Origin of the sequence: Shewanella sp. BC20, assembly GCF_003129585.1 — a bacterium.
Lineage (GTDB): Bacteria > Pseudomonadota > Gammaproteobacteria > Enterobacterales > Shewanellaceae > Shewanella > Shewanella seohaensis.
In genome coordinates this window covers 300,740-322,863 of record NZ_NHRI01000001.1, presented here as the reverse complement: position 1 = coordinate 322,863, position 22,124 = coordinate 300,740, and the positions used below count along the sequence as shown (strand labels likewise).

Below are 22,124 nucleotides of genomic sequence, written 5' to 3'. Positions count from 1 at the left end.
GATAATGAGCGCTAGACGTCCTTGTCTGAAGCGTCATTGGGCTACATTGTTAGCGCCTTAATGCTGCCCAGGCTTCTTTACGTTGTTTCAGCAGGCTATTTACTACCAATGCGAGTTCAGTATCCGATTCTTCAGCGGCAAGGGCCGCGAGAATATATTGGATTTCATACTCGTACCAACCTACAGCACGACCCGATAAACGAAAGGGAGGTGGTATCAACCCAGCATTGATACGTTCATGCAAGGTGCTGTGGCTAATCCCAAGCATTGTTTTGGCTTCGTGTTTACGAACGATTCTTTTTACTTCTGACATAATTAACCCCGTAATGGATGTTGTTGAATGATTTCGGAGTCATGATGCCGAGAAGTTAATTAGAGATCTGGTACAAAACTGCATTAAAAAATTGCAGTTTTGTACTTGCATTGAGTTTCGCTGGTTTTAGTCGTGGGGTTTTGGTGTAAATGCTAGATAGGTCTTATTTCCTTGCTCATCGATGAGGCTGATGATGGGGTAGCGTAACCGTTTAGCATTTTTTAACTCAGGTTTGCGAACTTTATTCCACCACCCTTTGCAAGTGTTGTTATTAACGTCTTCTGCACCCTTGCCATCGGAGCTCATAAATAAAATCGCGATAAAGTTGATGAAGTTAGCGCTGGCATCAGCTAAATCTTCTGGGTGCTTTTGCGCCCAAACTCCACGCAATCCCAGTAATAGGCGCTCTTTCCCCGTCGTTTCCTTTATTTCCATTAGGGTCTGATTATATTGGATCAGCATTGGGGCTTGGCATGTTTGCAAATGGTGATTTATGGTCGATTCTAGGCTGCTAAGCCCTATTAATAATTCTTGCTCAGCTTGCGCTGCGTCTGGTGTTTGACTGGAGTTAATAAAAGAGAAGCCTTCGAAAAGGCAAGGAGATGAGTTTTGGCTAAATTGTTTATTTATATGGTTTAACTCTAGTGTTATGGCTGGGAGTGATGCCGTTAATCGTGACAAATTCTTCTTAATTTCACTAATACTTTCCTTAATCTCAGTCAGTTTTTCATATGCCGCGTTAACTTCATTGATTTCCCATGGGCTGGACATGACCCACTGACGAAGTCTGTTTATCTCGGGATCACTAAAACCATATTGGTGTAAGCTTTTTCGATCATGTTGAAGAATATTGGTTGTTCTAAGTATGCTCCTGTCTACCATGGCTCCTCCTGAGATATAGCTAAACTGGCATTCGATATAGCAGCTTTAACAATATGTTTGCTCCACCAATCCATCATTTCTTTACGTCGTTCAAGATACTTTGCGCGGTTATAGGCGCTACGAACCTGATTTCGGTCAGTATGGGCAAGTGCTGCTTCTACCACATCCCAATCAAATCCTTGTTCGTTTAATGTTGTGCTGGCTAATGAGCGCAGGCCATGGGCGGTAGTTCTATCCTGTAATCCCATACGCTTTAATGCCGCATTAGCTGTTTGCACGTTACAGTGGGTTTTAGGATCCCTATCCGCGGGGAAAAGATATTCACGATTGCCACTGATGAGTTTAAGGGCCTTTAAAATAGCAAGGCATTCATCAGAAAGTGGGATAATGTGCTCACGGTTCATTTTCATCCGCTCAGCAGGGATCACCCATAGGCGCTCATTAATATCAATTTCATCCCACCGAGCCGCTGCGGCTTCGTTTGGACGAGTCATGGTGTGCAGTTGCCACTCGATTAAGAATCGTGTTGTTCGCCGAATATTGGCATTGGCTATTGTTCGCATAAGCTCTGGGAGCTCTGCTGGTGGCATTGCCGCCATATTCTGCTTTTTGGGTTTCTTAAATGCAGCCTTTATACCGGATAAGGGATTAGCATGGATTAATCCTGTGTTGACGGCAAAAATCATGATTTCGTTTATGCGTTGTGATAGGCGTTTAACCGTTTCTAGCGTACCTTTGGCCTCAAGAGGTCGGAAGATTTTAATGACCATTGGGGCCGTGATTTGCCCTATAGGTGTTTTGCCTAAATAGGGGAGGATATGGAGCTCAAGTGAACTCCAGGTTTTGGCCGCATGTTCAGCAGTAATGCTATCCCGTTTAATTTCATACCAATCACCAGCCACTTTTTCAAAGGTATTTACCTTCAACGCAGTTTCTGCTGCAACAGTTTGGTCTTTATGGATTTTGGGGTCGATATTCTGTGCAAGTAGGGTTCTGGCATCTAAAACTAAAGCACGGGCTTTCGCTAGCGATATTTCGGGATAGCTTCCCAGACTGAGGTTGGTTCGTTTCTTATCGGTAGGGCGAGTGTAGTTAAGTAGCCATAACTTTGAGCCATTAGGTTTGATTCTTAAACGGAGTCCTAAGCCATCAAACAGGTTGTACTCTTTCTCTTTAGGTTTTGCTGCGCGAATTTCTGTATCGCTAATCTGCTTCGTGCTTTTTGCCATTTTGATACACCAATTAGAGCATTTTTCAAACAGTGTAGCTCTGGGTGTATCTATTGCAAGCGGATATTAATGGATGAAAAAAGACGAATTACTACAAGTAAATCTTGTAACTTATTGATTTTAAATTTATCTAGATAAGAAAAAAGACGTCCTAAGACGTCTTCGTTCTATCATTTGGTGGAGGCGGCGGGACTTGAACCCGCGTCCAGAAAACCTACATCCAAGGCGCTACATGCTTAGTCTTTCTATTGTCTAACCGTTTGAACTCCGAAAGACAGGATCCCAAACGGTGAGTCCGGTACTGTTTCGCGGTTCACCCCCGGACAGGGTTCCCTCGCTAGCACGATGTGAGATGACCATCAAATCCACTGCCCATGTGCGAAACGTGTGGTAGATGGCTAGCGGCATTAAGCGGCTAGAGCGTAGTTATCGTCGTTTGCAACTATAACTTTGCGGCTTTTAACGAGGCCAACCGCCCCTCGGCATGCTCCCAGGGTTTCGTGAATCCTGTCGAATCCAGAATCGCCCCCAAGAAAGTTGATTGTAACTCGTCGCGTGGCGATAACCTAGTATCATTTGCTGCAAGTTCAATCGTTTGTTCATTATCCGCGCGTTTTTTCCTTTTTCATTACGCGGGCTTTTTCCACTTCCCACTCACGCGCTTTAGTATCTTCACGCTTGTCGTGGTCTTTTTTACCTTTACCTAGGCCGATTTCCACTTTGACCCAAGCACCTTTACGCCAGTACATGGAGATAGGGATAATCGAGTAGCCTTGGCGCTCAACAAGACCGGCTAATTTATCTAACTCTTTACGACTTAAGAGCAATTTCTTCAGTCGAATCGGGTCGCACACCACATGGGTGGAGGCGGTATTGAGCGGAATAATGGTACAGCCGTGCATAAAGGCTTCGCCATTTTTTAAGAAAACGTAGCAGTCCGATAGGTTCACTTTACCCATGCGGATAGACTTCACTTCCCATCCCATGAGGGACAGGCCGGCTTCCATTTTTTCTTCGAAACGGTATTCGAAGGTTGCGCGCTTATTACGTGCGATCGTCGCAGGCGCGGCTTTTTTTGAGTTTTTCTTTACCATAGTGGCGCCATTATACGCACGGTGAATCAATTTGAAATGGATATAAGGGTTTATTTGAGCTATTTCAAGCCTTCATCAATTTATTGCTGTTTTTTTATGCGGTTTTGCTTAGTCATCATAGGGATATGTGAGGGGTGCGTTTTTTAAGTATCGTGGTAGAATCCAAACCAATTTTGTTAGCTTCCCTAGAGATTAGGGCGCGCGGAGTTTGCTTGAGACAGCGTGTTTACTTAGATTGAGAGTGCCAAGCCCTATGCCGCAAATTTCTCGAAGTGTGTTAGTTCGTTTTAGTGCGATGCAAATGTATGATTTAGTCAATGATGTTGAGTCGTACAAAGAGTTTTTACCCGGTTGTGTTGGCGGTAAAGTGCTTGAGTTTGATGGTAAAACCATGGTGGCCTCGGTCGATGTGAGTAAGGCGGGGATCCGTAAGACCTTTACCACGCGCAATCAGGTGGTGCCGGGAAAGAGTATCGAGTTAAGACTTGAAAATGGGCCTTTTAAACACTTATTCGGCCAGTGGCGTTTTACCGAGTTGACGGAAGATGCCTGTAAAGTGGAGTTTGACTTAAATTTCGAGTTTTCCAGCTCATTGGTCGATATGGCTTTTGGTAAAGTGTTTAATGATCTTATGGTGTCTATGGTGACGGCATTTACCAGCCGCGCTAAGGTAATTTACAGTGACAAATGAAGCAGATAAGTTCGTCGTCGATGTTATTTATGCGCTGCCGACTCAGCAAAAGGTGATTTCGGTTAGCGTATTGCCCGGCACGAGCGCAATTGACATAGTGCGTCAGAGCAATATGGTGAGTTTTTTCCCTGAGATTGATTTAGAAACGGTAAAGCTTGGGGTGTTTAGCAATGTGGTTAAGCATGACCAAGTGATTTTACCGGGGCAGCGAGTGGAGATTTATCGCCCGCTGATCGCCGATCCTAAGGATGTGCGCCGTCGCCGTGCCGATAAGGCCAAGGATGAAGGTCGTGCCAACAAAGTGACCGGTGGACGGGTGTCTTAATCTGTTAGAACGCGAATAAACAAAAAGCGCCATGGGCGCTTTTTGTGTTTAGGGCAAGTGTTAAACCAGTGTGCTTACTTGATCGGCTTTTGAACTTGCGCTTCGGTTTGATTTTCTTTCACTAATGGCTTTTCATCTGGGCGCTGTGCTGGCACGAGCGGTGCAGACTCAGCGGTGTTAGCCATAGGTAACTTACTCTGCTCAAGCGGTGTATTAAACTCTGGGCTTAATTCATAGTCGCCCTTTACTAAGCTTAATTTGTTACCGGTAAAGTGCAGGATTAGTTCTTTGTGGGTGATGCTCGCATCACGGCCACTCTTATAGTGGTACACATAATACCAAGTGTCATCGGCAAAGCTGTCACGCAATACTGGGCGACCAAGAATGTATTCGGCCTGCTCTTTGGTCATGTCGATACGCAACTTTTCAACCTGTTGCGGCTCCATGTAGTTGCCTTGCGGAATATCGGGCTTATAGATCAGCCAATCAAACACGCTACAGGCACTGAGCGAAACTGAGAGCGCAATGGCGCTCAGCAGGGTAAGACTTTGCTTTTTATTGATCATTGTATGCGCTACTTCTGAAAATCTGGCGGCCATCATACCCAAGCACTCCCCCTTATGACAAGGGTAATTGGGCGTTGCGGCGCTTATCGTTGCAATTGTGTGAGTTTTCGACCTAAGCGGCGCGTTTTAGTTCGCTGTGAGTGAAGATTTTTATGATGATCATTGGGCTTAAATAAGCTGCCCTGCGGTAAATTGCGCTGAAAAACCGTAAAGTTAAGCAAAGTCGAAATAGTCATGTAGCAATGTTGTGAAAACATGGGTAAAGTTGTGAAAATGTTTTACTTTGATGGTGTTAGCATTTTTTCGCTACTTTAGGGGGTAGCATAGGGGTTAGCGGTTGCTATCAAGGTGACGGTTTGAGTTCATCAATAAGCCTGCGACAGTGCATTTTTAGGAGAGACCATTGGGATCACTCGTTTGTGTGGGTACGGGGTTACAGCTCGCGGGACAAATTAGCGTATTAAGCCGCAGCTATATTGAACATGCCGATATTGTATTTTCACTCTTACCCGACGGTTTCTCGCAGCGTTGGTTGACGAAGCTCAACTCCAATGTCATCAATTTGCAGCAGTTTTATGCGCAAAATGGTGAAGTTAAAAATCGTCGGGACACCTACGAGCAAATGGTCAATGCCATTCTAGATGCGGTGAGAGCGGGTAAAAAAACCGTGTGTGCACTCTATGGTCATCCGGGCGTGTTTGCCTGTGTATCCCATATGGCTATCACTCGCGCCAAGGCAGAAGGGTTTTCGGCCAAGATGGAGCCGGGGATTTCGGCCGAAGCTTGCCTGTGGGCCGACTTAGGGATTGACCCTGGCAACTCCGGGCATCAAAGCTTTGAAGCTAGCCAGTTTATGTTTTTCAACCATGTGCCCGATCCCACTACCCACTTATTACTCTGGCAAATCGCGATTGCGGGCGAACATACCCTAACCCAATTTCATACCTCGAGTGATAGGTTGCAGATCCTCGTGGAGCAGTTGAATCAATGGTATCCCCTCGACCATGAGGTAGTCATCTACGAAGCGGCTAATTTGCCAATCCAAGCCCCACGTATCGAGCGTTTACCTTTAGCGAATTTACCCCAAGCACACTTAACACCGATTAGTACGTTGTTAATTCCGCCAGCAAAAAAGCTAGAGTACAACTATGCTATTTTGGCTAAGTTAGGGATCGGTCCCGAAGATTTGGGCTAAATTGAAGTGTGATACTGAGTCATTATTAACAATAAGGAAAAAAACATGTCTGCATTATCGGATTTTTTTACCCAGCTAGGCCAAGATGCGCAGTTAATGGAAGACTATAAACAGAATCCCGAGGCGGTGATGCGTGCCCACGGATTAACTGATGAAGAAATTAACGCTGTAATGACTGGGGATATGGAAAAGCTCAAAACCTTAAGTGGCGACCAAGACTATCAAGCCTTCTTATTAGTGAATCATGGTAATAATTAACTTATCTTGAAACGGTTACGTTGTGCCCTATTAGCCATCTTTGCTTTGTGTTCGACAGCATTGATGGCTAACTCTCTTGATTTTGATCAGGCACTCAATGAGCTTGATGTATTACTGCAATCAGATCTTAGCGCTGCGCAGAAAAAACTGGCCGAATATGAGACCGCATTTAGCAGTTTAACCCCGACACAAAAAGGCAGACTAAGAATTGACAGAGCCATTAGTTATATTTTTGTCAGTGAATATGCCAAAGCCTTAGACGATCTGCATCAGGCCGAAACCTTAATCACAAGTTCTGAATTATTAGCATCGGTTTATAGCTATCAAGCCACGGTATATATAGGGATGCGTGACTATGACAAAGCTTTGTCGGCAGTTGCCAAAGCATTAGCCCTAGTGGTGAATATCGATGATGTTACGATTAAACGTCACTCCTATCTAAGAATTGCCAATATTTATTCTGAAATGGACGCTTATAGCGATATGGGCCTCTATGCCAATAAGGTGTTACAACTCGCTCAGGAAACCGATGTTCGCGATATTTGCCATGCCAAATTGCTGCGGGCGATTTACTTGCTCGGTGTAAAAAGTCCTGACGCCTTCGATGCCTTCGAAGATAGCCGTGAATATTGTGATGCGAAACAATTTCCCCTTTTGGCGACTATGTCGATGAAAGGCAAAGGGATGGTATTGCAGGAGCGAGGTGACTATTTAGGCGCGAGAGCGATTTTGCTATTAGCGTTAAAAGGGTATGAAGCTTTTCAATTTCAATTAGAAATCAGCCATGTGCATGCACTACTTGCCGAAAATTACTTTGCAACGGGTGAACTGGTGCAAGCAAAAAGTCACGCTGTTAAAGTGCTCACATTTCCCGATGACAATAGTTATATCGAACATAAGCATATTGCCTACAAAGTGTTTGCCGAGTTGATGGCGGCGGACAAACAATTTGAACAAGCCTATGAATACTCCAGAAAAGAGCAACATTATAATCAACTGATTTTTGATGAGTCGAAGATGAAAACCCTTGCTTATCAGGCGGCTAAGTTTAATGCCGATGAGCAGGCGCGTGAAATCAACTTGCTGAATAAAGAGCGTGAACTTTACATCGCTCAGCAAACGGTAAAAGAGCGCGAGTACACTAATATGCTGATGTTTATCACGATATTAGTGGGCGGGCTGTTTTTCCTCGCGATTTTGTTAGTCGTGGGCAATTTGCAAAAACGGCGTTTTATGCGTATGGCCAGAATGGATGCTTTGACGGGCGTGCTTAACCGTGGTGCAGGGCAAGACCTGGGTGAAAATCTGTTTGTGCAAGCCGCTGCCCGAGGGGGCGATTTTTGCGTGATTTTATTCGACTTAGACCATTTTAAACGGATTAATGATTCCTACGGCCATGGTACGGGTGACTGGGCGCTGAAAAAAGTCGTTGAGGCGTTAAAACCCCATGTGCGCAATGGTGATGTGTTTGCTCGGATTGGCGGTGAGGAATTTGCACTATTCTTGCCTTACGCCAATGAATCTAAGGGGATGGAAGTTGCCGAACAATGCCGAAGCCGAATCGAAGCCATTGATACGCATCTGTCGGGGCATAAATTTACTATCACCGCGAGCTTTGGGGTCAGCGGTATGACAAAAGAAGACTTAAGCTTAGATCCTCTGCTGCACCGTGCCGATATGGCGCTGTATGCCGCAAAATCGAATGGTCGTAACAGTGTATTTTGTTATGAGGACGCTTTAGCCTCCGATAAACGCGCCACCAATATTACCAGCCAGTTGCCAAGGCAGTAGGATACGAGTTGTATTGTCTGTGTAACTGGCTGTTTAGGTTAATGTAACGCGGTTTTCTTCTTTCGCTTTTTCGGTTATTCCTTGCGTTTTCTCAATGATTTTTAGGTCAATTTTTCACACTTTTTCCTGCCTAACTAGAGTATGATTGCCAGCGGTAGCCGAAGCTTTTTTCGCTTAAGGTCATACCCCTATTTTTGCCTTTTGCTAATGTTGTGGAGCCCTAATGGAAGAGTCGAGTCTGCTCACTTCTGTACTGTTATTTTTATTGGCCGCGGTGATTTTTGTACCCTTGGGCAAACGTTTTGGCGCAGGACCGATTCTGTCTTATCTCGCTGCTGGGGTGATTTTAGGCCCAGGAGGCATGGCGCTGGTGTCTGATCCCGCAGCCGTGCTGCATTTTGCCGAGCTGGGTGTGGTGTTGATGCTGTTTGTGCTCGGGCTTGAACTCAATCCGAGCAAGTTATGGGAGCTGCGCAGCGCCATCTTTGGTCTCGGCAGTGGTCAGTTACTCCTTTCTTGGGCGGCAATTGGCGGTTTAGCTTGGGGATTTGGCTTATCCATTGAGGCAGCATTAGTGGTTGGCGCGGCGTTATCCTTGTCATCGACGGCTTTTGCGGTGCAGTTGATGAGCGAACATCGACTGCTGACCACCCCGCTGGGCCGCGATGCCTTTGGGGTGTTGTTAATGCAAGATCTCGCCGTGATCCCCATGTTGCTATTAACCGCTTACCTTGCGCCTAATTCGGCCCAGATTGAGCACCATGCGGTGCCTTGGTATTGGACCTGTGTGGCCTTAGTGGGCTTTGTGTTAGTGGGTAAATATCTGTTGCCGCGGTTACTTAAACTCGTTGCCAGTAGCGGGGTTCGTGAAGTGTTAACCGCCTTTGCACTATTGCTGGTGATGGGCAGCGCCGAATTGATGGAGTGGCTGGGGCTATCGGCGGGTATGGGGGCGTTTTTAGCCGGAATTATGCTGGCGAACTCCAGCTACCGACATCAGCTCGAAACCGATATCGAACCTTTTAAAGGCTTACTGCTAGGGCTGTTTTTTATGGCGGTGGGCATGAGTATGGATCTCAAGCTGTTTTTAACCGATCCCTTACTTATCCTCGCGATTTTGCTGGGCATGTTACTGATTAAGACCCTAGTGCTGATGCTGCTTGGTCGAGTGCGCCACCATACATGGCGCCCGAGTATTGCCCTAGGGCTTATCTTGGCAGAGGGCGGTGAGTTTGCCTTTGTGCTGCTGTCGCAGGCGCAATTATCCAGCATAGTGGATGATAAAATCGCCCAAATCTTAGTGTTAGCTATTGGTTTATCCATGGCAGTCACACCGATGATTTTCACACTATTTAGAGCCACTAAACCTAAGGTGGTGGATACACGTTTGCCCGATACCATTAATGTGACTGAATCTGAGGTGGTGATCGCCGGATTTGGACGAGTAGGGCAGATCACTGGTCGTATTTTAGCGTCATCGGGCATTCCGTTTGTGGCCTTAGATAAAGATGCCAGCCATGTGGATGTGATCCGCAAATACGGCGGTGAGGTCTATTTTGGCGATGCCAGACGTTTAGATATGTTGATGTCGGCGGGGATTGCGCGCTCGCGCTTGCTGCTGCTGGCCGTTGATAATGTTGAGGATTCGATTGAAATCGCCCAACAGGTGAAAACCCATTTTCCCCATATCAATATTGTCGCTCGGGCGCGTGACCGTAACCACGCGTATCGATTAATGAGCCTTGGGGTGACCGATGTGTTCCGTGAAACCTTTGGTTCGGCCTTATCCGCCAGTGAGAAGATTTTGCAGGGCTTAGGCTTATCACAGGTACAAGCCAATGAAAGGGTGAAGATTTTTGCTGAGCACGATAAAAAGCTGGTGATCGCCAGTGCTGCCCATCAGCATGATTTAGCCAAGCTGATTGATTTATCCACTAAGGGGAAAGCTGAGTTGGAGTCGCTGATGCGTGGCGACCGGGAAAACGTCAGTTAAGTCTGCCAGCTAAAACAGCAAGAGAGCCAATGGGCTCTCTTGTTGTTTATGGGCTTAAGGAAAACGCTTAGAAACTGTAGCTGTATTGCAGTTTCACATTACGCTCTTCGCCTGGCATGCCACCGAGGAACATCGCCTTACTGTAATAGTCTTTATTGAATAGGTTGTTGATATTCAATTGTAACTTCCAAGAGTCGGTGGCGTAGCTGATGGCAGAATCCACTAAGGTGTAGCTCGGCACATAACCATCTGGGATGCCAAATGAGCTTGAGTGTGTGCTTCTATCATCCACATACTTGGCGCCTAAACTCAGCTCAATAGGGCTTGTTAAGGCAAACCAGTCTGCACCATAGGTTACCCAAGCACTGGCGGTCACATAGGGCACACCTTTTTGACGGCTGTCGTAGTTGGCTTTGTCATTCGGGTTTTGTTTATCCCTAGCGTCTTGATACATGCCGTTAAGGTTGATGCGCCAGTTATCGTTTAAGTGGGCATTGAGATCCAACTCGACCCCTTGGGTATCTTCGCTGCCATCGTAAAAGTACACGGGCACCTCGGCACCTGACACGCCAGCGTTATAGTCTGGGTTGTTGTAAGGCACATTAGTGCGTGAGCTTTTAAAGAACACCAGTGATGCTAGCATCTGATCGTCAAAGGCTTTAAAGCGCATACCGAGATCGTTACTAACGGATTCTGAGTCTTCGCGGTCGGTATTTTCCCCCGTGATTGAACCTAAAATACTATAGGCGGTGCGACCCTTTGAGTGATTGACGAAAAATGATAAATCATCAATGGGCATATAGGTTAAGCCCAAGTTGTAGGTCACACCGTTATCTTTGCTATCTTCCTCTGGAGTGGGGCTCGCTTGACTCGCGCTGTAGCGCTCATCCACACCTAAGTGCTCATAGCTCTGTTTGATTTCGTTAAAGGCCACGCCAACACGGGTGGTAAAGCCATAACCTAAATAACCCACATGTTGCACGCCTAAGCCCCAAGCGCTGACTTTTTTGTTGTAGTTGGCGGTTTTGAGTGGATCGTAGTCGGCAAATTTACCCGTTCCCCAATTTGGATTGCGGATATCGTAAATGTACGGTAGCGAACCACGGTAAATCACTTCGCCTTGTTTGTTTTTAATGACTTGATCTGCATCGTAAATCGAGAATTGCTCGAGGCGAATGTTGCGGTCTTCGTAGTTAGCATTCACCAGTAATTCGTTGTCGATATTGCCGATTTGGAAGTCGTAACGTAGATCGGCAAAATACTGCCATGAGGTTTCTTCGGCATCGAGTTGGCGGTATTCCTGACGTCTGGCGGCAAAGGGATAGAGCACACCATTTTCAACCAGTGGCGCGCGGGGATCTTCGTTAATCACATCAGTCGATACGCCACCAACCTTGATTTTACGCTTCCAATACACATAGTTGTAAGCCCCTGTTTGACGGGCAAAACCTGTGGTGTAGTCGCGATATTGCAACTGCTGGTTGAGGAACAGATTATCGGTAAAGTAGATATTGTGGGTCAGCTTGAACCTTAATTCTTCACCTTCGTTATCCTTTGCCATGGGAGAAATTAATCCCGCGTCACCGAAGGAGTAGGGAGTTAAACCATCACCACTGGCGAGTGACGCCACTAATTGCTGACGCTGCTCATCGGTTAGCTGTATGCCTTGACCTTTAGGATCGTTAATCAAATCTTGCCAAGTGACTTCGCCCGCGGTTTTGCCACCGACAGAATCGGCATTGTAGATACGGATTGGATGGCCGATGGAGTCAACGGCAATGGCGTCTTTGATATACGCGCCGGATAGCATCAGATCTTGGCTGTCACTTAATACCCATTTGAGTGAGCCGAACACTTCATCACGGTCGGCGCCTAAATCACGGTAGCCTTCACTGCGGGCGGTTTTGGCGACTAAGCGGTACGCAAGATCATCGGTAATTCCACCCGTGCTGTCGACGGCGAGCGAGTAGGTATCCCACTGGCCAACTTCTGTGGTGATTTTGTGTTTGGATTCAAATTGCGGTTTCTTTTCAATCAGGTTGATCACGCCGCCCGCGCTGCCCATGCCATAGAGTCCAGTCGCTGGCCCCTTTAAAACCTCCACGGATTCCACATTGGTTAGGGAGCGAGTGGGGTTAAAGGTATTGCCAAGGCCGGCACCACCATACATGCCGTCATAGGTGTAGTTTGCGCCGAGGCCGCGAATCACTAAGTTATCCCCAATGCCGTAGTTATTGCCCGCTTGAGTCACCCCGCTGATATTGCGAATCAAGTCCTGCAGATTGTCGACTCCTTGGCTGTTAATCAGCTCCTGGTCAACGATAACAACCGCCGCAGGGGTTTCCATTAAGGACATATCTGACTTAGTCGCAAGTCCTGAGTTTTTCACCACAGAGTTTTGTCTGCCATATACCGTTATACGCTCGACGTTTTCATCGCGAGCTGAAGGTGTGTCATCGGCGTAGGTTGTGTGTGGTAAAGCACTGAGGCAGGCGAGTGCAATAAGCGATAAGCGAAATACAGGCTGTAATACTGGCATTGAAAGTCCCCCAATCAGAAAGGTCGCGAATGATAATGATTTTCATCTAGTTTGCAACCCCTTGTTTGGCACTTAAAAGACTATGAACCTTGGTTATCTTTACATATGAAATACGGTTAACAGTGTTGGGATAAAGACCTTCACTATCACTTGCTGCACTCATTTGAAGCAACACGTGGTCAGAATTCTAATTTGTTTCATTTTTTTTATAAAAAAGTGATTTATTTTTTGGGTTAACCATATCGACTCGGGTTTTTGATCGAGAAACATAACCCGTGATCCCTGTCACTCTCCCCTTACTTGTTCGACTGTTTACGTAAACGTAATAGTTAAACGAGTGTTTAAATTTTTAATATGTTTCTATTTTGTTAATTGATTGGTTTTGTTGATTTTTACCGCTTTCCTCCGGGTGGAGTTCAAAACGCGCACTGCTTTCTACTTAGGTCGAATAGGCTAAAAATGCTGTACATTTAAATTTTCAATAGGTAATTAAATTACGTATAAAATTACATTGCGCTTGTAGTGGTAAAGTTGTCTGACAAATTTCACGATAAGAAAAATCTTATTTAGTTAACAATTTTAAAGTTGTTGTTTATCAGTTAGTTGTGCTGGTTTTTGTGTCTTGGTCAGACCAATTTTGAGAGGTTTTTTGGTCAAATTTTTTAGCGGTTATGGCACTTTTGGATAGTTGCAAATACAAATGTTTGTCTGTAAGTTTTGGTTCTAAACGAACATTTGAATGTTTTGTGGTGAATGTTTGTACATGTTACTCATGTCTTTGCTGGTAACGGGTCGTAAACGAGCAAAAGGTTAGCCTCTTGGGAGGGCGAGAAGATGACGGAACACACTTTAAGTGAACAGCAATTGAATTCGACACAGAATAAGGCCACTGCGAATGGCACTCTGGCCTTAGTGGGAAATACCATCCCGGGGCAGGAGGTGATTTTTACCGAAGGCGCGCTGGCGTTGCTTGAGTCACTTTGCCGTGAATTTGCGACAGAAGTGCCCACCTTACTCGCCAAACGTAAAGATAGACAGGCGCGTATCGATAAAGGGGCTTTGCCTGACTTTTTACCCGAGACTCGTGCAATTCGTGACGGCGCATGGAAGATCCGCGGCATTCCGAATGACTTACTCGATCGCCGTGTCGAAATCACCGGTCCCGTCGAACGTAAGATGGTGATCAATGCGCTTAATGCCAATGCCAAAGTGTTTATGGCGGATTTTGAAGACTCCTTAGCACCGAGCTGGCAGAAAGTCGTGGAAGGTCAGATTAACCTACGTGATGCCGTGCGCGGTGAGATTGAATACACAGCGCCTGAAACCGGTAAACACTACAAGTTAGGCCCAAATCCTGCGGTATTAATCTGCCGTGTGCGTGGCCTGCACTTAAAAGAGAAGCACGTTGAATTTAACCAGCAGTCCATTCCCGGCGCGTTATTCGACTTTGCAATGTACTTTTACCATAACTATCGCCAATTGCTGGCGAAGGGCAGTGGTCCTTACTTCTATATTCCTAAACTCGAGAGCCATATTGAAGCGCGTTGGTGGGCAAAAGTGTTTGCTTTTGTTGAAGAAAGATTTTGCCTACAGCCTGGCACAATCAAATGTACTTGTTTGATTGAGACCTTACCCGCAGTGTTTGAAATGGACGAAATTCTCTATGAATTACGCTCAAACATTGTCGCGCTGAACTGTGGTCGTTGGGACTATATCTTCAGCTATATCAAAACATTAAAACGTCATAGCGACCGTGTATTACCGGATCGCCAAGCGGTGACCATGGATACGCCTTTCTTAAGCGCCTATTCAAGACTGCTGATCAAAACCTGCCATAAACGTGGCGCACTGGCGATGGGCGGCATGGCGGCCTTTATTCCAGCGAAGGATCCCGCTCAGAACGAAACCGTGTTGCAACGGGTACGTAAGGACAAAGAGCTTGAGGCTCGCAATGGTCATGATGGGACTTGGGTCGCTCACCCAGGTCTTGCGGATACGGCAATGGGGATCTTTAACGAATACATAGGCCAAGATCATCAAAATCAATTGCATATCACCCGTGATGTGGATGCACCGATCCTCGCCGCTGAGTTATTAAAACCCTGTGATGGTGAGCGTACAGAGCAAGGGATGCGCCTGAATATTCGCATCGCTCTGCAATACCTTGAGGCGTGGATCAGTGGCAACGGTTGTGTGCCGATTTACGGATTAATGGAAGATGCGGCAACGGCGGAAATCTCCCGCGCCTCGATTTGGCAATGGATCCAACATGGCAAGTCACTCTCAAACGGCAAACCCGTCACTAAACAATTGTTTAAGGACATGCTGGTGGAAGAGTTAGCAAATGTGAAAAAAGAAGTGGGCGGTGACAGATTCACCCACGGAAAATTTACCCAAGCAGCTGTATTGCTTGAGGATATTACCACTTCGGATGAGTTGGTCGATTTCTTAACCTTACCCGGTTACGAGATGTTAACGGCTTAATGATTAGCGTTTTAATGCTGTAACACTGAATGCGTTTACATGGAATGCGTTATGGCGGCCAAGCCGCCAATTAAACCAATGGGCAGGGTGAGGCTGTGGGGCAGCTTCACTTGCTACAACATCACAGAGAAAGGAGTGACACTATGACTAAGGCAACACAGACTTCACGTCAGGCACAGATTGACGCGATCAAAAAAGATTGGGCTGAGAATCCACGTTGGAAAAACGTACGTCGCCCATACACTGCAGAGGAAGTTGTGGCACTTCGTGGTTCTATCGTACCCGAAAACACCATTGCCAAACGCGGTGCCGCTAAACTGTGGGATTTAGTCAACGGTGGTGCAAAAAAAGGTTATGTGAACTCGTTAGGTGCACTGACTGGCGGCCAAGCGGTACAACAGGCTAAAGCCGGTATCGAAGCGATTTACCTGTCTGGTTGGCAAGTGGCGGCCGACGCTAACTTAGCGGGCACTATGTACCCAGACCAATCTTTATACCCAGCAAACTCAGTGCCAGCAGTCGTCGCCCGTATTAACAACTCTTTCCGTCGTGCTGACCAAATTCAGTGGAGCAATGGGGTTAATCCGGAAGAAGAAAACTTTGTCGATTACTTCCTGCCGATTATTGCCGATGCGGAAGCGGGTTTTGGTGGCGTACTGAATGCGTTCGAGCTGATGAAGTCGATGATCGACGCAGGTGCCGCTGGTGTGCACTTTGAAGACCAATTAGCCTCAGTGAAAAAGTGTGGCCATATGGGCGGTAAAGTATTAGTGCCGACCCAAGAAGCGGTACAAAAGTTAGTTGCGGCGCGTCTTGCCGCCGACGTGAGCGGTGTTGAAACTTTAGTTATCGCTCGTACCGATGCGAACGCAGCGGATTTATTGACCTCCGATTGCGACCCATACGATCGTGACTTCGTGACTGGCGAGCGTACCAGTGAAGGTTTCTACCGCGTAAAAGCGGGTCTGGACCAAGCGATTTCTCGCGGTCTCGCCTACGCACCGTATGCGGATTTAATTTGGTGTGAAACCGCTAAGCCTGACTTAGAAGAAGCACGCCGCTTTGCTGAGGCAATCCATGCTCAGTACCCAGACCAATTACTGGCCTACAACTGTTCACCTTCGTTCAACTGGAAGAAAAACTTGGACGACGCGACGATTGCGCGCTTCCAACAAGAGTTGTCGGACATGGGCTACAAGTATCAGTTCATCACTTTAGCGGGTATCCATAACATGTGGTACAACATGTTTGACCTGGCTTACGACTACGCTCGTGGTGAAGGTATGAAGCATTATGTTGAGAAAGTTCAAGAAGTTGAGTTTGCAGCAGCGAAGAAAGGCTACACCTTCGTCGCGCATCAACAGGAAGTGGGCACTGGTTACTTTGACCAAGTCACCACAGTGATCCAAGGCGGTCATTCATCGGTGACGGCACTGACTGGCTCGACCGAAGAAGAGCAGTTTTAAGCGAAGTCTGTTGTATCGCGAATAGGTTCTACCCGTAAGATGTTGTACCCGTAAACCCTGTGTTTAGCTGCATTGCAGCTGTTGTCCCCCGTGCAGTTCGCCTACATGTGCTGCACGGGTTTTTAAGTCAAACCTTGTGACTTAACTTCCTACCCAGTCAATACATTGCTTGCCTGAGCTTGGCGACTCTCTGAGTCGCTATTTTTTTATCTAATTGATTATTCTGGTGCAACTCTGACTCGAGTTGGTGCAATTTTTTAACCGTTTTACAATAACTTAATTCTATCTCATTGTTATTCAATGGCTATTTATCTTGGCCTAAATAATGCTGTGAATTGGCTGTAAAACTTGGCATTCACAGTGAGGTCACCGTCATGAAATATTACAGTCGTCGTTTAGTCAAACCTGAACATTTAAATCCTGCAAATACCCTATTTGGCGGCCAGTTATTGAGTTGGATTGACGAGGAGGCGGCCATCTTTGCTGCGTGCCAGATGAAGAGCTCCAGCCATGTGACTAAGCTGATTTCTGAAATCAATTTTATGACGCCGGCGCGCCAAGGGGATGTGTTGGAATTTGGTTTGGAGCTTGTCAGCCTTGGGCACAGTTCCATTACGGTCAGTTGCCAAGTACGTAATAAGATGACGCAAGCGCCAGTAGTTAGTATCGATAAGATGGTGTTTGTAAACGTGAATGCCCAGGGCTTACCCGTGCCCCATGGTATTCGAGCCAATGCGGCCTAAGGATTGAGCTCCGATAAAGCAGAGTGACGCATGGGCGTCACTCTGAATCTTCTGTTAGTTCTTCTTTGACCGATTTCACCGCATCCCGTGAGGCATGACCAATGGCTTTGGTGGTGTCGCGGGTGGCGTGACCAATCTCTTTCGTCACATCTTTAGTGGTGGTGCCAATGGCGCGACCCGCATCCTTTAAATCGGCGCAGGCTGTGGTGGCCAGTAGCAGTGGTAGTATTAACAGCATCGCTTTTTTCATTGTACTCATCCTGATAACGCACGTTTGTTAGGCAAGATACCAAATACTGCTGTACCGCGCCTTAATAATCTGAAAATCCAATTATCGGAGCTCCAATCTTTGTAGCCCAATTATTAGATGAGAGATAATGCATAAGTTTGCTTGAGTAAAGATGAAATGTCTTCATCCAAGTTAACGAGGCGTGGGTCTGTGGCGGATGAGTGACGGTTTAGAATGGATTGGTTAACAAGGTGAGTAAAACAAAATGCCAGAGTATTAACTCTGGCATTGTTACTATTTCACTTAGCGATTAACCGCTTATGTGACATGTGACTCCCAAGCAAAAGATTATGAGGCTTGGTCGAGTTTCGCTAAACGCTGCTGATAGTCATCAATCAGGTGCTGCATAATTTCTTCTGGGGCGGCATCGTCGCAGCAGGTATCGAGGAAGATTTTAAAGGTGACCAGCGCATGACCATCATTTTTAAGCCTATCACTTTGCATGGAGAAGTAGGCTTCTTCATTGTCGGCTTTGCGGACTACAAACTTACTGGTTTCGAAGGATTTACTGCCTGAGAGTTCGTGCCATTTGGTGATACGGTTTAAGGCAATTTCACTGGATTGGTTTAATTCGATGTGGTTTAACCAACTCACTGGATGTTCGGGATCTTTGTAATGCGGACATCTAACTGTGTAGTTATATACATGAGTAATTGCTGTCATAGCGTACCTACCTGTTGAGGATGTTGCTGCCATCATAGGCATCGTTTTTGAATTCGGTCAATCATTAATTGCGCTGATATCGCCCGAGTTAAATCACAGTTTTTACAAGTGTTTTTGGTTAAAAATGAGTCAGTTAATTCATTTCCATTCAGTGTTATTTAGCATGAGTTTTTAACGAATATCTATGTGCTATCTCTCAGTTTTGCACTCAAATTCGTTTTTGCTTAATTACTGCGCAATAAAGCAGCAAATAAGTGACAGGATCTACATGGTGCCGTGAGCCATTAAACAGTAGCAAATTATTGGGAAGGTGTAGGGGCGGGCGCTAAAAGGGACAGAGGCCCATTCCTTAGAATGGGCCTCTGAGCTGGCTTCATCTTTTGCAGGGAAAAAGCGAACTGGAGCCAGTCTAGCGGATTTGTAACAGCATGTAACCCACCAAGATCACGTTTTTACGCTATTGGGCCGATTTTTCGATCTATGGGATCCCAACTGCCGAAGATTAAGGCGCTACGGCGGCTTTTTACATTATGCCGTAGTGCAAAATTGGCTGGAGCAGCCCAAAAGAAAGGCCCAAACAAGATCCCTTGTTTGGGCCGATTCTCATGTCGTTAGCTTGCGCTAGCCGAACAACATCCTGTCAATTGGCGCGCGACAGACGGCGTTAATGCTCTATTACGCGTATGTGCTTATAACGCGTTAGTGAAGATCTGGCAGATCTCTTCATGGGTTGCCTGTTTAGGGTTAGTGAAACCACAGGCATCTTTTAAGGCGTTTTCGGCCAGCGTTGGAATATCTTCCGCTTTAACCCCGAGTAATGTCAGGTTTTCTGGAATGTTTACCGCAACGGATAGGGCTTTAATGGCGGCGATCGCCGCTGCAGCACCTTGTTCATCGGTCATATTGGCTACATCGACACCCATGGCCTTCGCAATATCTTTTAAGCGATCTGGTACCACTTTGGCGTTGTATTCTTGCACATGGGGTAATAACAGGGCGTTACATACACCGTGGGGCAGATCGTAGAAACCGCCTAATTGGTGCGCCATCGCATGCACATAACCTAAGCTGGCGTTGTTGAAGGCCATCCCCGCTAAGAATTGCGCATAGGCCATCTGCTCACGGGCTTCAATATCTTGGCCTTGTTTTACCGCATTCACTAAGTTGCCTTGGATAAGTTCAATGGCTTTAATGGCGCAGGCATCGGTAATCGGGTTTGCAGCGATAGACACATAGGCTTCAACCGCGTGGGTTAGCGCGTCCATGCCTGTTGCAGCTGTGAGGCTCGCTGGTTTTTTCAGCATCAGCTCAGGGTCATTCACAGACAGCAATGGGGTGGTATGTTTATCGACAATTGCCATTTTGATATGGCGAGCTTCGTCAGTGATGATACAAAAACGGGTCATTTCACTGGCAGTGCCAGCGGTAGTGTTAATGGCCACTAATGGCAGTTGTGGCTTAGCGGATTGGTCTAACCCTTCATAGTCTTTGATGCTGCCGCCATTGGTGGCAACTAGGGCGATACCCTTAGCACAATCGTGGGGTGAACCACCGCCTAATGAAATCACAAAATCACATTGATTGGCTTTTAATAGCGCAAGACCGGCTTCGACGTTACCGACGGTTGGGTTGGGCTGCACGCCATCGAACACGGTTGAAGTAATGCCATTTTGACCGAGTTTTTCGGCCACTTCACCGACCAGACCAATCTTGACGAGAGGCTTATCCGTCACGATTAACGCGCGTTTAAAGCCTAAGGTTTTGATATCTCCGATAGCGTCATCGACGGCACCTTTGCCTAATACGTTGACGGAAGGGATAAAAAATTTAGCAGCCATAAGTCCACCTATTTGCTTGTAAATTAAATTTGTTTCTTTCTGGTGACCAAGCTACCAATTAAGGGGTATGTAAGATGTGATCTAGATCGGCTTAGGCAGTTTATTGAGGTGAAATTCCCACTAAAGTTGGAACTGGGTAACTAAATAATGAACTTTTATGACAGGGATCAGGCTTGATATACGCTATGTTTTTTAAGGTTTTTTTCAGCTTTTACTTGTTTAGTTAAACTCAGATTATTGCGCGATAAATTCGCCCTTCGAGGTGAGTTGTGGCTGAGTTTCTGGTAAGGTGCGGCCGTTGGGTTGATGAGGAGCACGCGAAGCACGATGGAAAAATACGAACAACTGCTGATTTCACTGCGCAGGGTGATCCGCGCTATCGACATTCATTCCCGGCAACTCAATAAACATTCAGGCCTGACGGGGCCGCAGTTGATGGTGATGCAGAAAATTGCCCAGCTCGGCGCTCCCTTAGCCAAACAGGTGGCCGAAGAAATCACCCTCAGCCCTGCCACTGTGACGACAATTATTGATAGGCTCGAAGGGCGGGGATTAGTGATCCGCAAACGCAGCGAGTCCGATAAGCGCAAGGTGCATTTGCATTTAAGTGAGGCGGGGCGGGCATTATTGCAAGAGTCGCCTAAACCACTTCAAGAGCACTTTATAAAGCAATATCAAAATCTTGAAGAGTGGGAGCAGAGTCAGTTGCTCTCATCGGTGGAGCGTATTGCCGCCATGATGGACGCCGATAAAATTGATGCTGCGCCAATGCTGTTGGTGGGTAAAATTCAAGGGGACGAATAATCCCCTTTCTGTGCTAAATAATACAAAGCACTGTATCTACAGTGCTTTGTTGTTTTTGCTAGGCGGCGGGGCAGTTCGTTTCCGTCACGCTATTGATCAAAATTTCATTCACAGGTGTGTCGCTAAAACCATTGCTGGTTTTGGTCGGCACAATGCTTATCTGATCGACCACATCCATCCCTTCGACGACTTTACCAAACACGGCATAACCATAGCTGCTTGCCGAAGCATCGAGCTGCGGATTGTCTAACACATTGATAAAGAACTGTGATGTTGCTGAGTCTGGCACTGTGGTACGTGCCATCGCGATAGTGCCACGTTTGTTACTGATGCCGACGGCTGCCTCGTTTTTAATCGGCGCGCTGGTCGGCTTGCTTTGTAATCCCGTGGTGAAACCACCGCCTTGGATCACAAAGTTATTGATGGTTCTGTGGAATAAAGTGCCGTTATAGAATGACTTATCGACATATTGTTTAAAGTTCTTACCCGTGATCGGCATATGGGTGAGGTCGATGGCTAAGGTCAAATCCCCCTTAGTAGTGCTCATTAAATAACAGACATCGGCGCTTAAGCTCGGTGGGGTTGGATCGGGAGTTGGGATCGTTGGTGTTAATTCATCTTCGCCACTGCCGCCGCAGGCGCCAAGGGCTAAGCTCAAACTGGTGGCGAGTAAAAGTCCCGTGATTCTTTTCATATCTATTTCCTTATTTTGCGTCGTTCGCCATTCATCCCCGCCACTTTGAATGATGTAAGTCGCTATGGGGAAATGTTGCGATTAGGTGTTGTTTTTGTTTTGAACGCGCATAGTGACAGAGCGATGAACTGGAGTTCAAGATGAAAAACACAATTGATACAAAGTGTTGCAGCTAGTTGCTGATACGGGATTTGTTGTTTGTGCGGGGGATTCAACCGCTGCGATACTTCATGAAATACTGCTCCAAGATAAGACGCTGTTTTGCAT

The 22,124-nt window shown here is 46.4% G+C and carries 20 protein-coding genes and 1 other RNA gene; 10 read left to right on the top strand and 11 right to left on the bottom strand.

Annotated elements, in window-relative coordinates:
- Positions 1–49: 49 nt before the first annotated feature.
- From CBX96_RS01345 to smpB, 5 genes are all read right to left on the bottom strand, one after another.
- Positions 50–313 carry an AlpA family transcriptional regulator gene (locus CBX96_RS01345; protein WP_109285441.1) on the bottom strand — a complete coding sequence of 88 codons (264 nt, stop codon included), beginning with the start codon at positions 311–313 and terminating at the stop codon, positions 50–52.
- Between the two features lie 126 nt (positions 314–439).
- Positions 440–1,195, bottom strand: a complete 756-nt coding sequence (locus CBX96_RS01340) for a hypothetical protein (RefSeq protein ID WP_109285440.1) — start codon at positions 1,193–1,195, stop codon at positions 440–442.
- Complete coding sequence (locus CBX96_RS01335) at positions 1,189–2,424, bottom strand: integrase domain-containing protein (protein ID WP_109285439.1); 1,236 nt, start codon at positions 2,422–2,424, stop codon at positions 1,189–1,191. Before CBX96_RS01335 ends, CBX96_RS01340 begins: the two co-directional genes overlap by 7 nt.
- Positions 2,425–2,599: 175 nt before the next feature.
- Positions 2,600–2,954, bottom strand: a transfer-messenger RNA (tmRNA) gene (ssrA, locus tag CBX96_RS01330).
- A 72-nt stretch (positions 2,955–3,026) separates the two neighbouring features.
- Positions 3,027–3,518, bottom strand: a complete 492-nt coding sequence (gene smpB / locus CBX96_RS01325) for an SsrA-binding protein SmpB (protein WP_011071661.1) — start codon at positions 3,516–3,518, stop codon at positions 3,027–3,029.
- A gap of 253 nt (positions 3,519–3,771) precedes the next feature.
- On the opposite strand from smpB, the gene CBX96_RS01320 reads away from it, so the two are divergent.
- The gene (locus tag CBX96_RS01320) at positions 3,772–4,209 is read left to right on the top strand and encodes a type II toxin-antitoxin system RatA family toxin (protein WP_011623526.1); all 438 of its coding nucleotides are present in this window, start codon (positions 3,772–3,774) and stop codon (positions 4,207–4,209) included.
- Complete coding sequence (locus CBX96_RS01315; protein WP_011623525.1) at positions 4,199–4,534, top strand: RnfH family protein; 336 nt, start codon at positions 4,199–4,201, stop codon at positions 4,532–4,534. Before CBX96_RS01320 ends, CBX96_RS01315 begins: the two co-directional genes overlap by 11 nt.
- A 74-nt stretch (positions 4,535–4,608) precedes the next feature.
- Here the strand turns inward: CBX96_RS01315 and CBX96_RS01310 are convergent, their stop codons facing one another.
- Positions 4,609–5,100: an outer membrane protein assembly factor BamE gene (locus CBX96_RS01310; protein ID WP_039978606.1), complete on the bottom strand. Its 492-nt coding sequence runs from the start codon at positions 5,098–5,100 to the stop codon at positions 4,609–4,611.
- 403 nt (positions 5,101–5,503) lie between these two features.
- On the opposite strand from CBX96_RS01310, the gene CBX96_RS01305 reads away from it, so the two are divergent.
- The 4 genes from CBX96_RS01305 to CBX96_RS01290 all read left to right on the top strand — a co-directional run bounded on the left by CBX96_RS01305 (position 5,504) and on the right by CBX96_RS01290 (position 10,337).
- A complete protein-coding gene (locus CBX96_RS01305; protein ID WP_037415991.1) occupies positions 5,504–6,295 on the top strand; it encodes an SAM-dependent methyltransferase in 792 nt (263 codons plus the stop codon).
- 45 nt (positions 6,296–6,340) lie between these two features.
- Positions 6,341–6,553, top strand: coding sequence for a hypothetical protein (locus tag CBX96_RS01300; protein ID WP_086904596.1), 213 nt, complete (start codon positions 6,341–6,343; stop codon positions 6,551–6,553).
- A 63-nt stretch (positions 6,554–6,616) separates the two neighbouring features.
- A complete protein-coding gene (locus CBX96_RS01295; protein WP_109285438.1) occupies positions 6,617–8,344 on the top strand; it encodes a GGDEF domain-containing protein in 1,728 nt (575 codons plus the stop codon).
- 223 nt (positions 8,345–8,567) lie between these two features.
- Entirely contained in the window at positions 8,568–10,337 is a 1,770-nt protein-coding gene (locus CBX96_RS01290) for a monovalent cation:proton antiporter-2 (CPA2) family protein (protein WP_086904598.1), read from the top strand.
- Positions 10,338–10,404: 67 nt separating this feature from the next.
- Here the strand turns inward: CBX96_RS01290 and CBX96_RS01285 are convergent, their stop codons facing one another.
- On the bottom strand, positions 10,405–12,876 hold the full coding sequence (locus tag CBX96_RS01285; protein ID WP_109285437.1) for a TonB-dependent siderophore receptor: 2,472 nt from the start codon (positions 12,874–12,876) through the stop codon (positions 10,405–10,407).
- 834 nt (positions 12,877–13,710) lie between these two features.
- Between CBX96_RS01285 and aceB the strand changes: the two genes are divergently transcribed.
- From aceB to CBX96_RS01270, 3 genes are all read left to right on the top strand, one after another.
- Positions 13,711–15,360, top strand: a complete 1,650-nt coding sequence (gene aceB, locus CBX96_RS01280; protein WP_011626816.1) for a malate synthase A — start codon at positions 13,711–13,713, stop codon at positions 15,358–15,360.
- A gap of 143 nt (positions 15,361–15,503) precedes the next feature.
- Positions 15,504–16,826: an isocitrate lyase gene (aceA, locus tag CBX96_RS01275; protein ID WP_086904378.1), complete on the top strand. Its 1,323-nt coding sequence runs from the start codon at positions 15,504–15,506 to the stop codon at positions 16,824–16,826.
- Positions 16,827–17,200: 374 nt separating this feature from the next.
- Positions 17,201–17,569 (top strand): acyl-CoA thioesterase, encoded by a 369-nt coding sequence (locus tag CBX96_RS01270; protein WP_011623516.1) that lies wholly within the window; start codon positions 17,201–17,203, stop codon positions 17,567–17,569.
- Between the two features lie 37 nt (positions 17,570–17,606).
- Here CBX96_RS01270 and CBX96_RS01265 read toward each other — a convergent pair whose 3' ends face one another.
- The 3 genes from CBX96_RS01265 to yiaY form a co-directional block, all read right to left on the bottom strand.
- Positions 17,607–17,819: a hypothetical protein gene (locus CBX96_RS01265; protein ID WP_011623515.1), complete on the bottom strand. Its 213-nt coding sequence runs from the start codon at positions 17,817–17,819 to the stop codon at positions 17,607–17,609.
- Between the two features lie 327 nt (positions 17,820–18,146).
- Positions 18,147–18,521 carry a cytoplasmic protein gene (locus CBX96_RS01260; protein ID WP_086904376.1) on the bottom strand — a complete coding sequence of 125 codons (375 nt, stop codon included), beginning with the start codon at positions 18,519–18,521 and terminating at the stop codon, positions 18,147–18,149.
- A 689-nt stretch (positions 18,522–19,210) separates the two neighbouring features.
- Positions 19,211–20,359 carry an L-threonine dehydrogenase gene (yiaY, locus tag CBX96_RS01255; RefSeq protein WP_088210573.1) on the bottom strand — a complete coding sequence of 383 codons (1,149 nt, stop codon included), beginning with the start codon at positions 20,357–20,359 and terminating at the stop codon, positions 19,211–19,213.
- Positions 20,360–20,686: 327 nt separating this feature from the next.
- Here yiaY and CBX96_RS01250 point away from each other — a divergent pair, with 327 nt between their 5' ends.
- A complete protein-coding gene (locus tag CBX96_RS01250; RefSeq protein WP_041408827.1) occupies positions 20,687–21,163 on the top strand; it encodes a MarR family winged helix-turn-helix transcriptional regulator in 477 nt (158 codons plus the stop codon).
- Between the two features lie 58 nt (positions 21,164–21,221).
- Here CBX96_RS01250 and CBX96_RS01245 read toward each other — a convergent pair whose 3' ends face one another.
- Positions 21,222–21,857 carry a peptidylprolyl isomerase gene (locus CBX96_RS01245; RefSeq protein ID WP_109285436.1) on the bottom strand — a complete coding sequence of 212 codons (636 nt, stop codon included), beginning with the start codon at positions 21,855–21,857 and terminating at the stop codon, positions 21,222–21,224.
- Positions 21,858–22,124: the final 267 nt, after the last annotated feature.

What these genes read in the sequence shown, in the direction of transcription:
- CBX96_RS01345 (WP_109285441.1), bottom strand. Translation starts at nt 313, where the DNA reads ATGTCAGAAGTAAAAAGAATCGTTCGTAAACACGAAGCCAAAACAATG.
- CBX96_RS01340 (WP_109285440.1), bottom strand. Translation starts at nt 1,195, where the DNA reads ATGGTAGACAGGAGCATACTTAGAACAACCAATATTCTTCAACATGAT.
- CBX96_RS01335 (WP_109285439.1), bottom strand. Translation starts at nt 2,424, where the DNA reads ATGGCAAAAAGCACGAAGCAGATTAGCGATACAGAAATTCGCGCAGCA.
- smpB (WP_011071661.1), bottom strand. Translation starts at nt 3,518, where the DNA reads ATGGTAAAGAAAAACTCAAAAAAAGCCGCGCCTGCGACGATCGCACGT.
- CBX96_RS01320 (WP_011623526.1), top strand. Translation starts at nt 3,772, where the DNA reads ATGCCGCAAATTTCTCGAAGTGTGTTAGTTCGTTTTAGTGCGATGCAA.
- CBX96_RS01310 (WP_039978606.1), bottom strand. Translation starts at nt 5,100, where the DNA reads ATGATCAATAAAAAGCAAAGTCTTACCCTGCTGAGCGCCATTGCGCTC.
- CBX96_RS01300 (WP_086904596.1), top strand. Translation starts at nt 6,341, where the DNA reads ATGTCTGCATTATCGGATTTTTTTACCCAGCTAGGCCAAGATGCGCAG.
- CBX96_RS01295 (WP_109285438.1), top strand. Translation starts at nt 6,617, where the DNA reads ATGGCTAACTCTCTTGATTTTGATCAGGCACTCAATGAGCTTGATGTA.
- CBX96_RS01290 (WP_086904598.1), top strand. Translation starts at nt 8,568, where the DNA reads ATGGAAGAGTCGAGTCTGCTCACTTCTGTACTGTTATTTTTATTGGCC.
- CBX96_RS01285 (WP_109285437.1), bottom strand. Translation starts at nt 12,876, where the DNA reads ATGCCAGTATTACAGCCTGTATTTCGCTTATCGCTTATTGCACTCGCC.
- aceB (WP_011626816.1), top strand. Translation starts at nt 13,711, where the DNA reads ATGACGGAACACACTTTAAGTGAACAGCAATTGAATTCGACACAGAAT.
- aceA (WP_086904378.1), top strand. Translation starts at nt 15,504, where the DNA reads ATGACTAAGGCAACACAGACTTCACGTCAGGCACAGATTGACGCGATC.
- CBX96_RS01270 (WP_011623516.1), top strand. Translation starts at nt 17,201, where the DNA reads ATGAAATATTACAGTCGTCGTTTAGTCAAACCTGAACATTTAAATCCT.
- CBX96_RS01265 (WP_011623515.1), bottom strand. Translation starts at nt 17,819, where the DNA reads ATGAAAAAAGCGATGCTGTTAATACTACCACTGCTACTGGCCACCACA.
- CBX96_RS01260 (WP_086904376.1), bottom strand. Translation starts at nt 18,521, where the DNA reads ATGACAGCAATTACTCATGTATATAACTACACAGTTAGATGTCCGCAT.
- yiaY (WP_088210573.1), bottom strand. Translation starts at nt 20,359, where the DNA reads ATGGCTGCTAAATTTTTTATCCCTTCCGTCAACGTATTAGGCAAAGGT.
- CBX96_RS01250 (WP_041408827.1), top strand. Translation starts at nt 20,687, where the DNA reads ATGGAAAAATACGAACAACTGCTGATTTCACTGCGCAGGGTGATCCGC.
- CBX96_RS01245 (WP_109285436.1), bottom strand. Translation starts at nt 21,857, where the DNA reads ATGAAAAGAATCACGGGACTTTTACTCGCCACCAGTTTGAGCTTAGCC.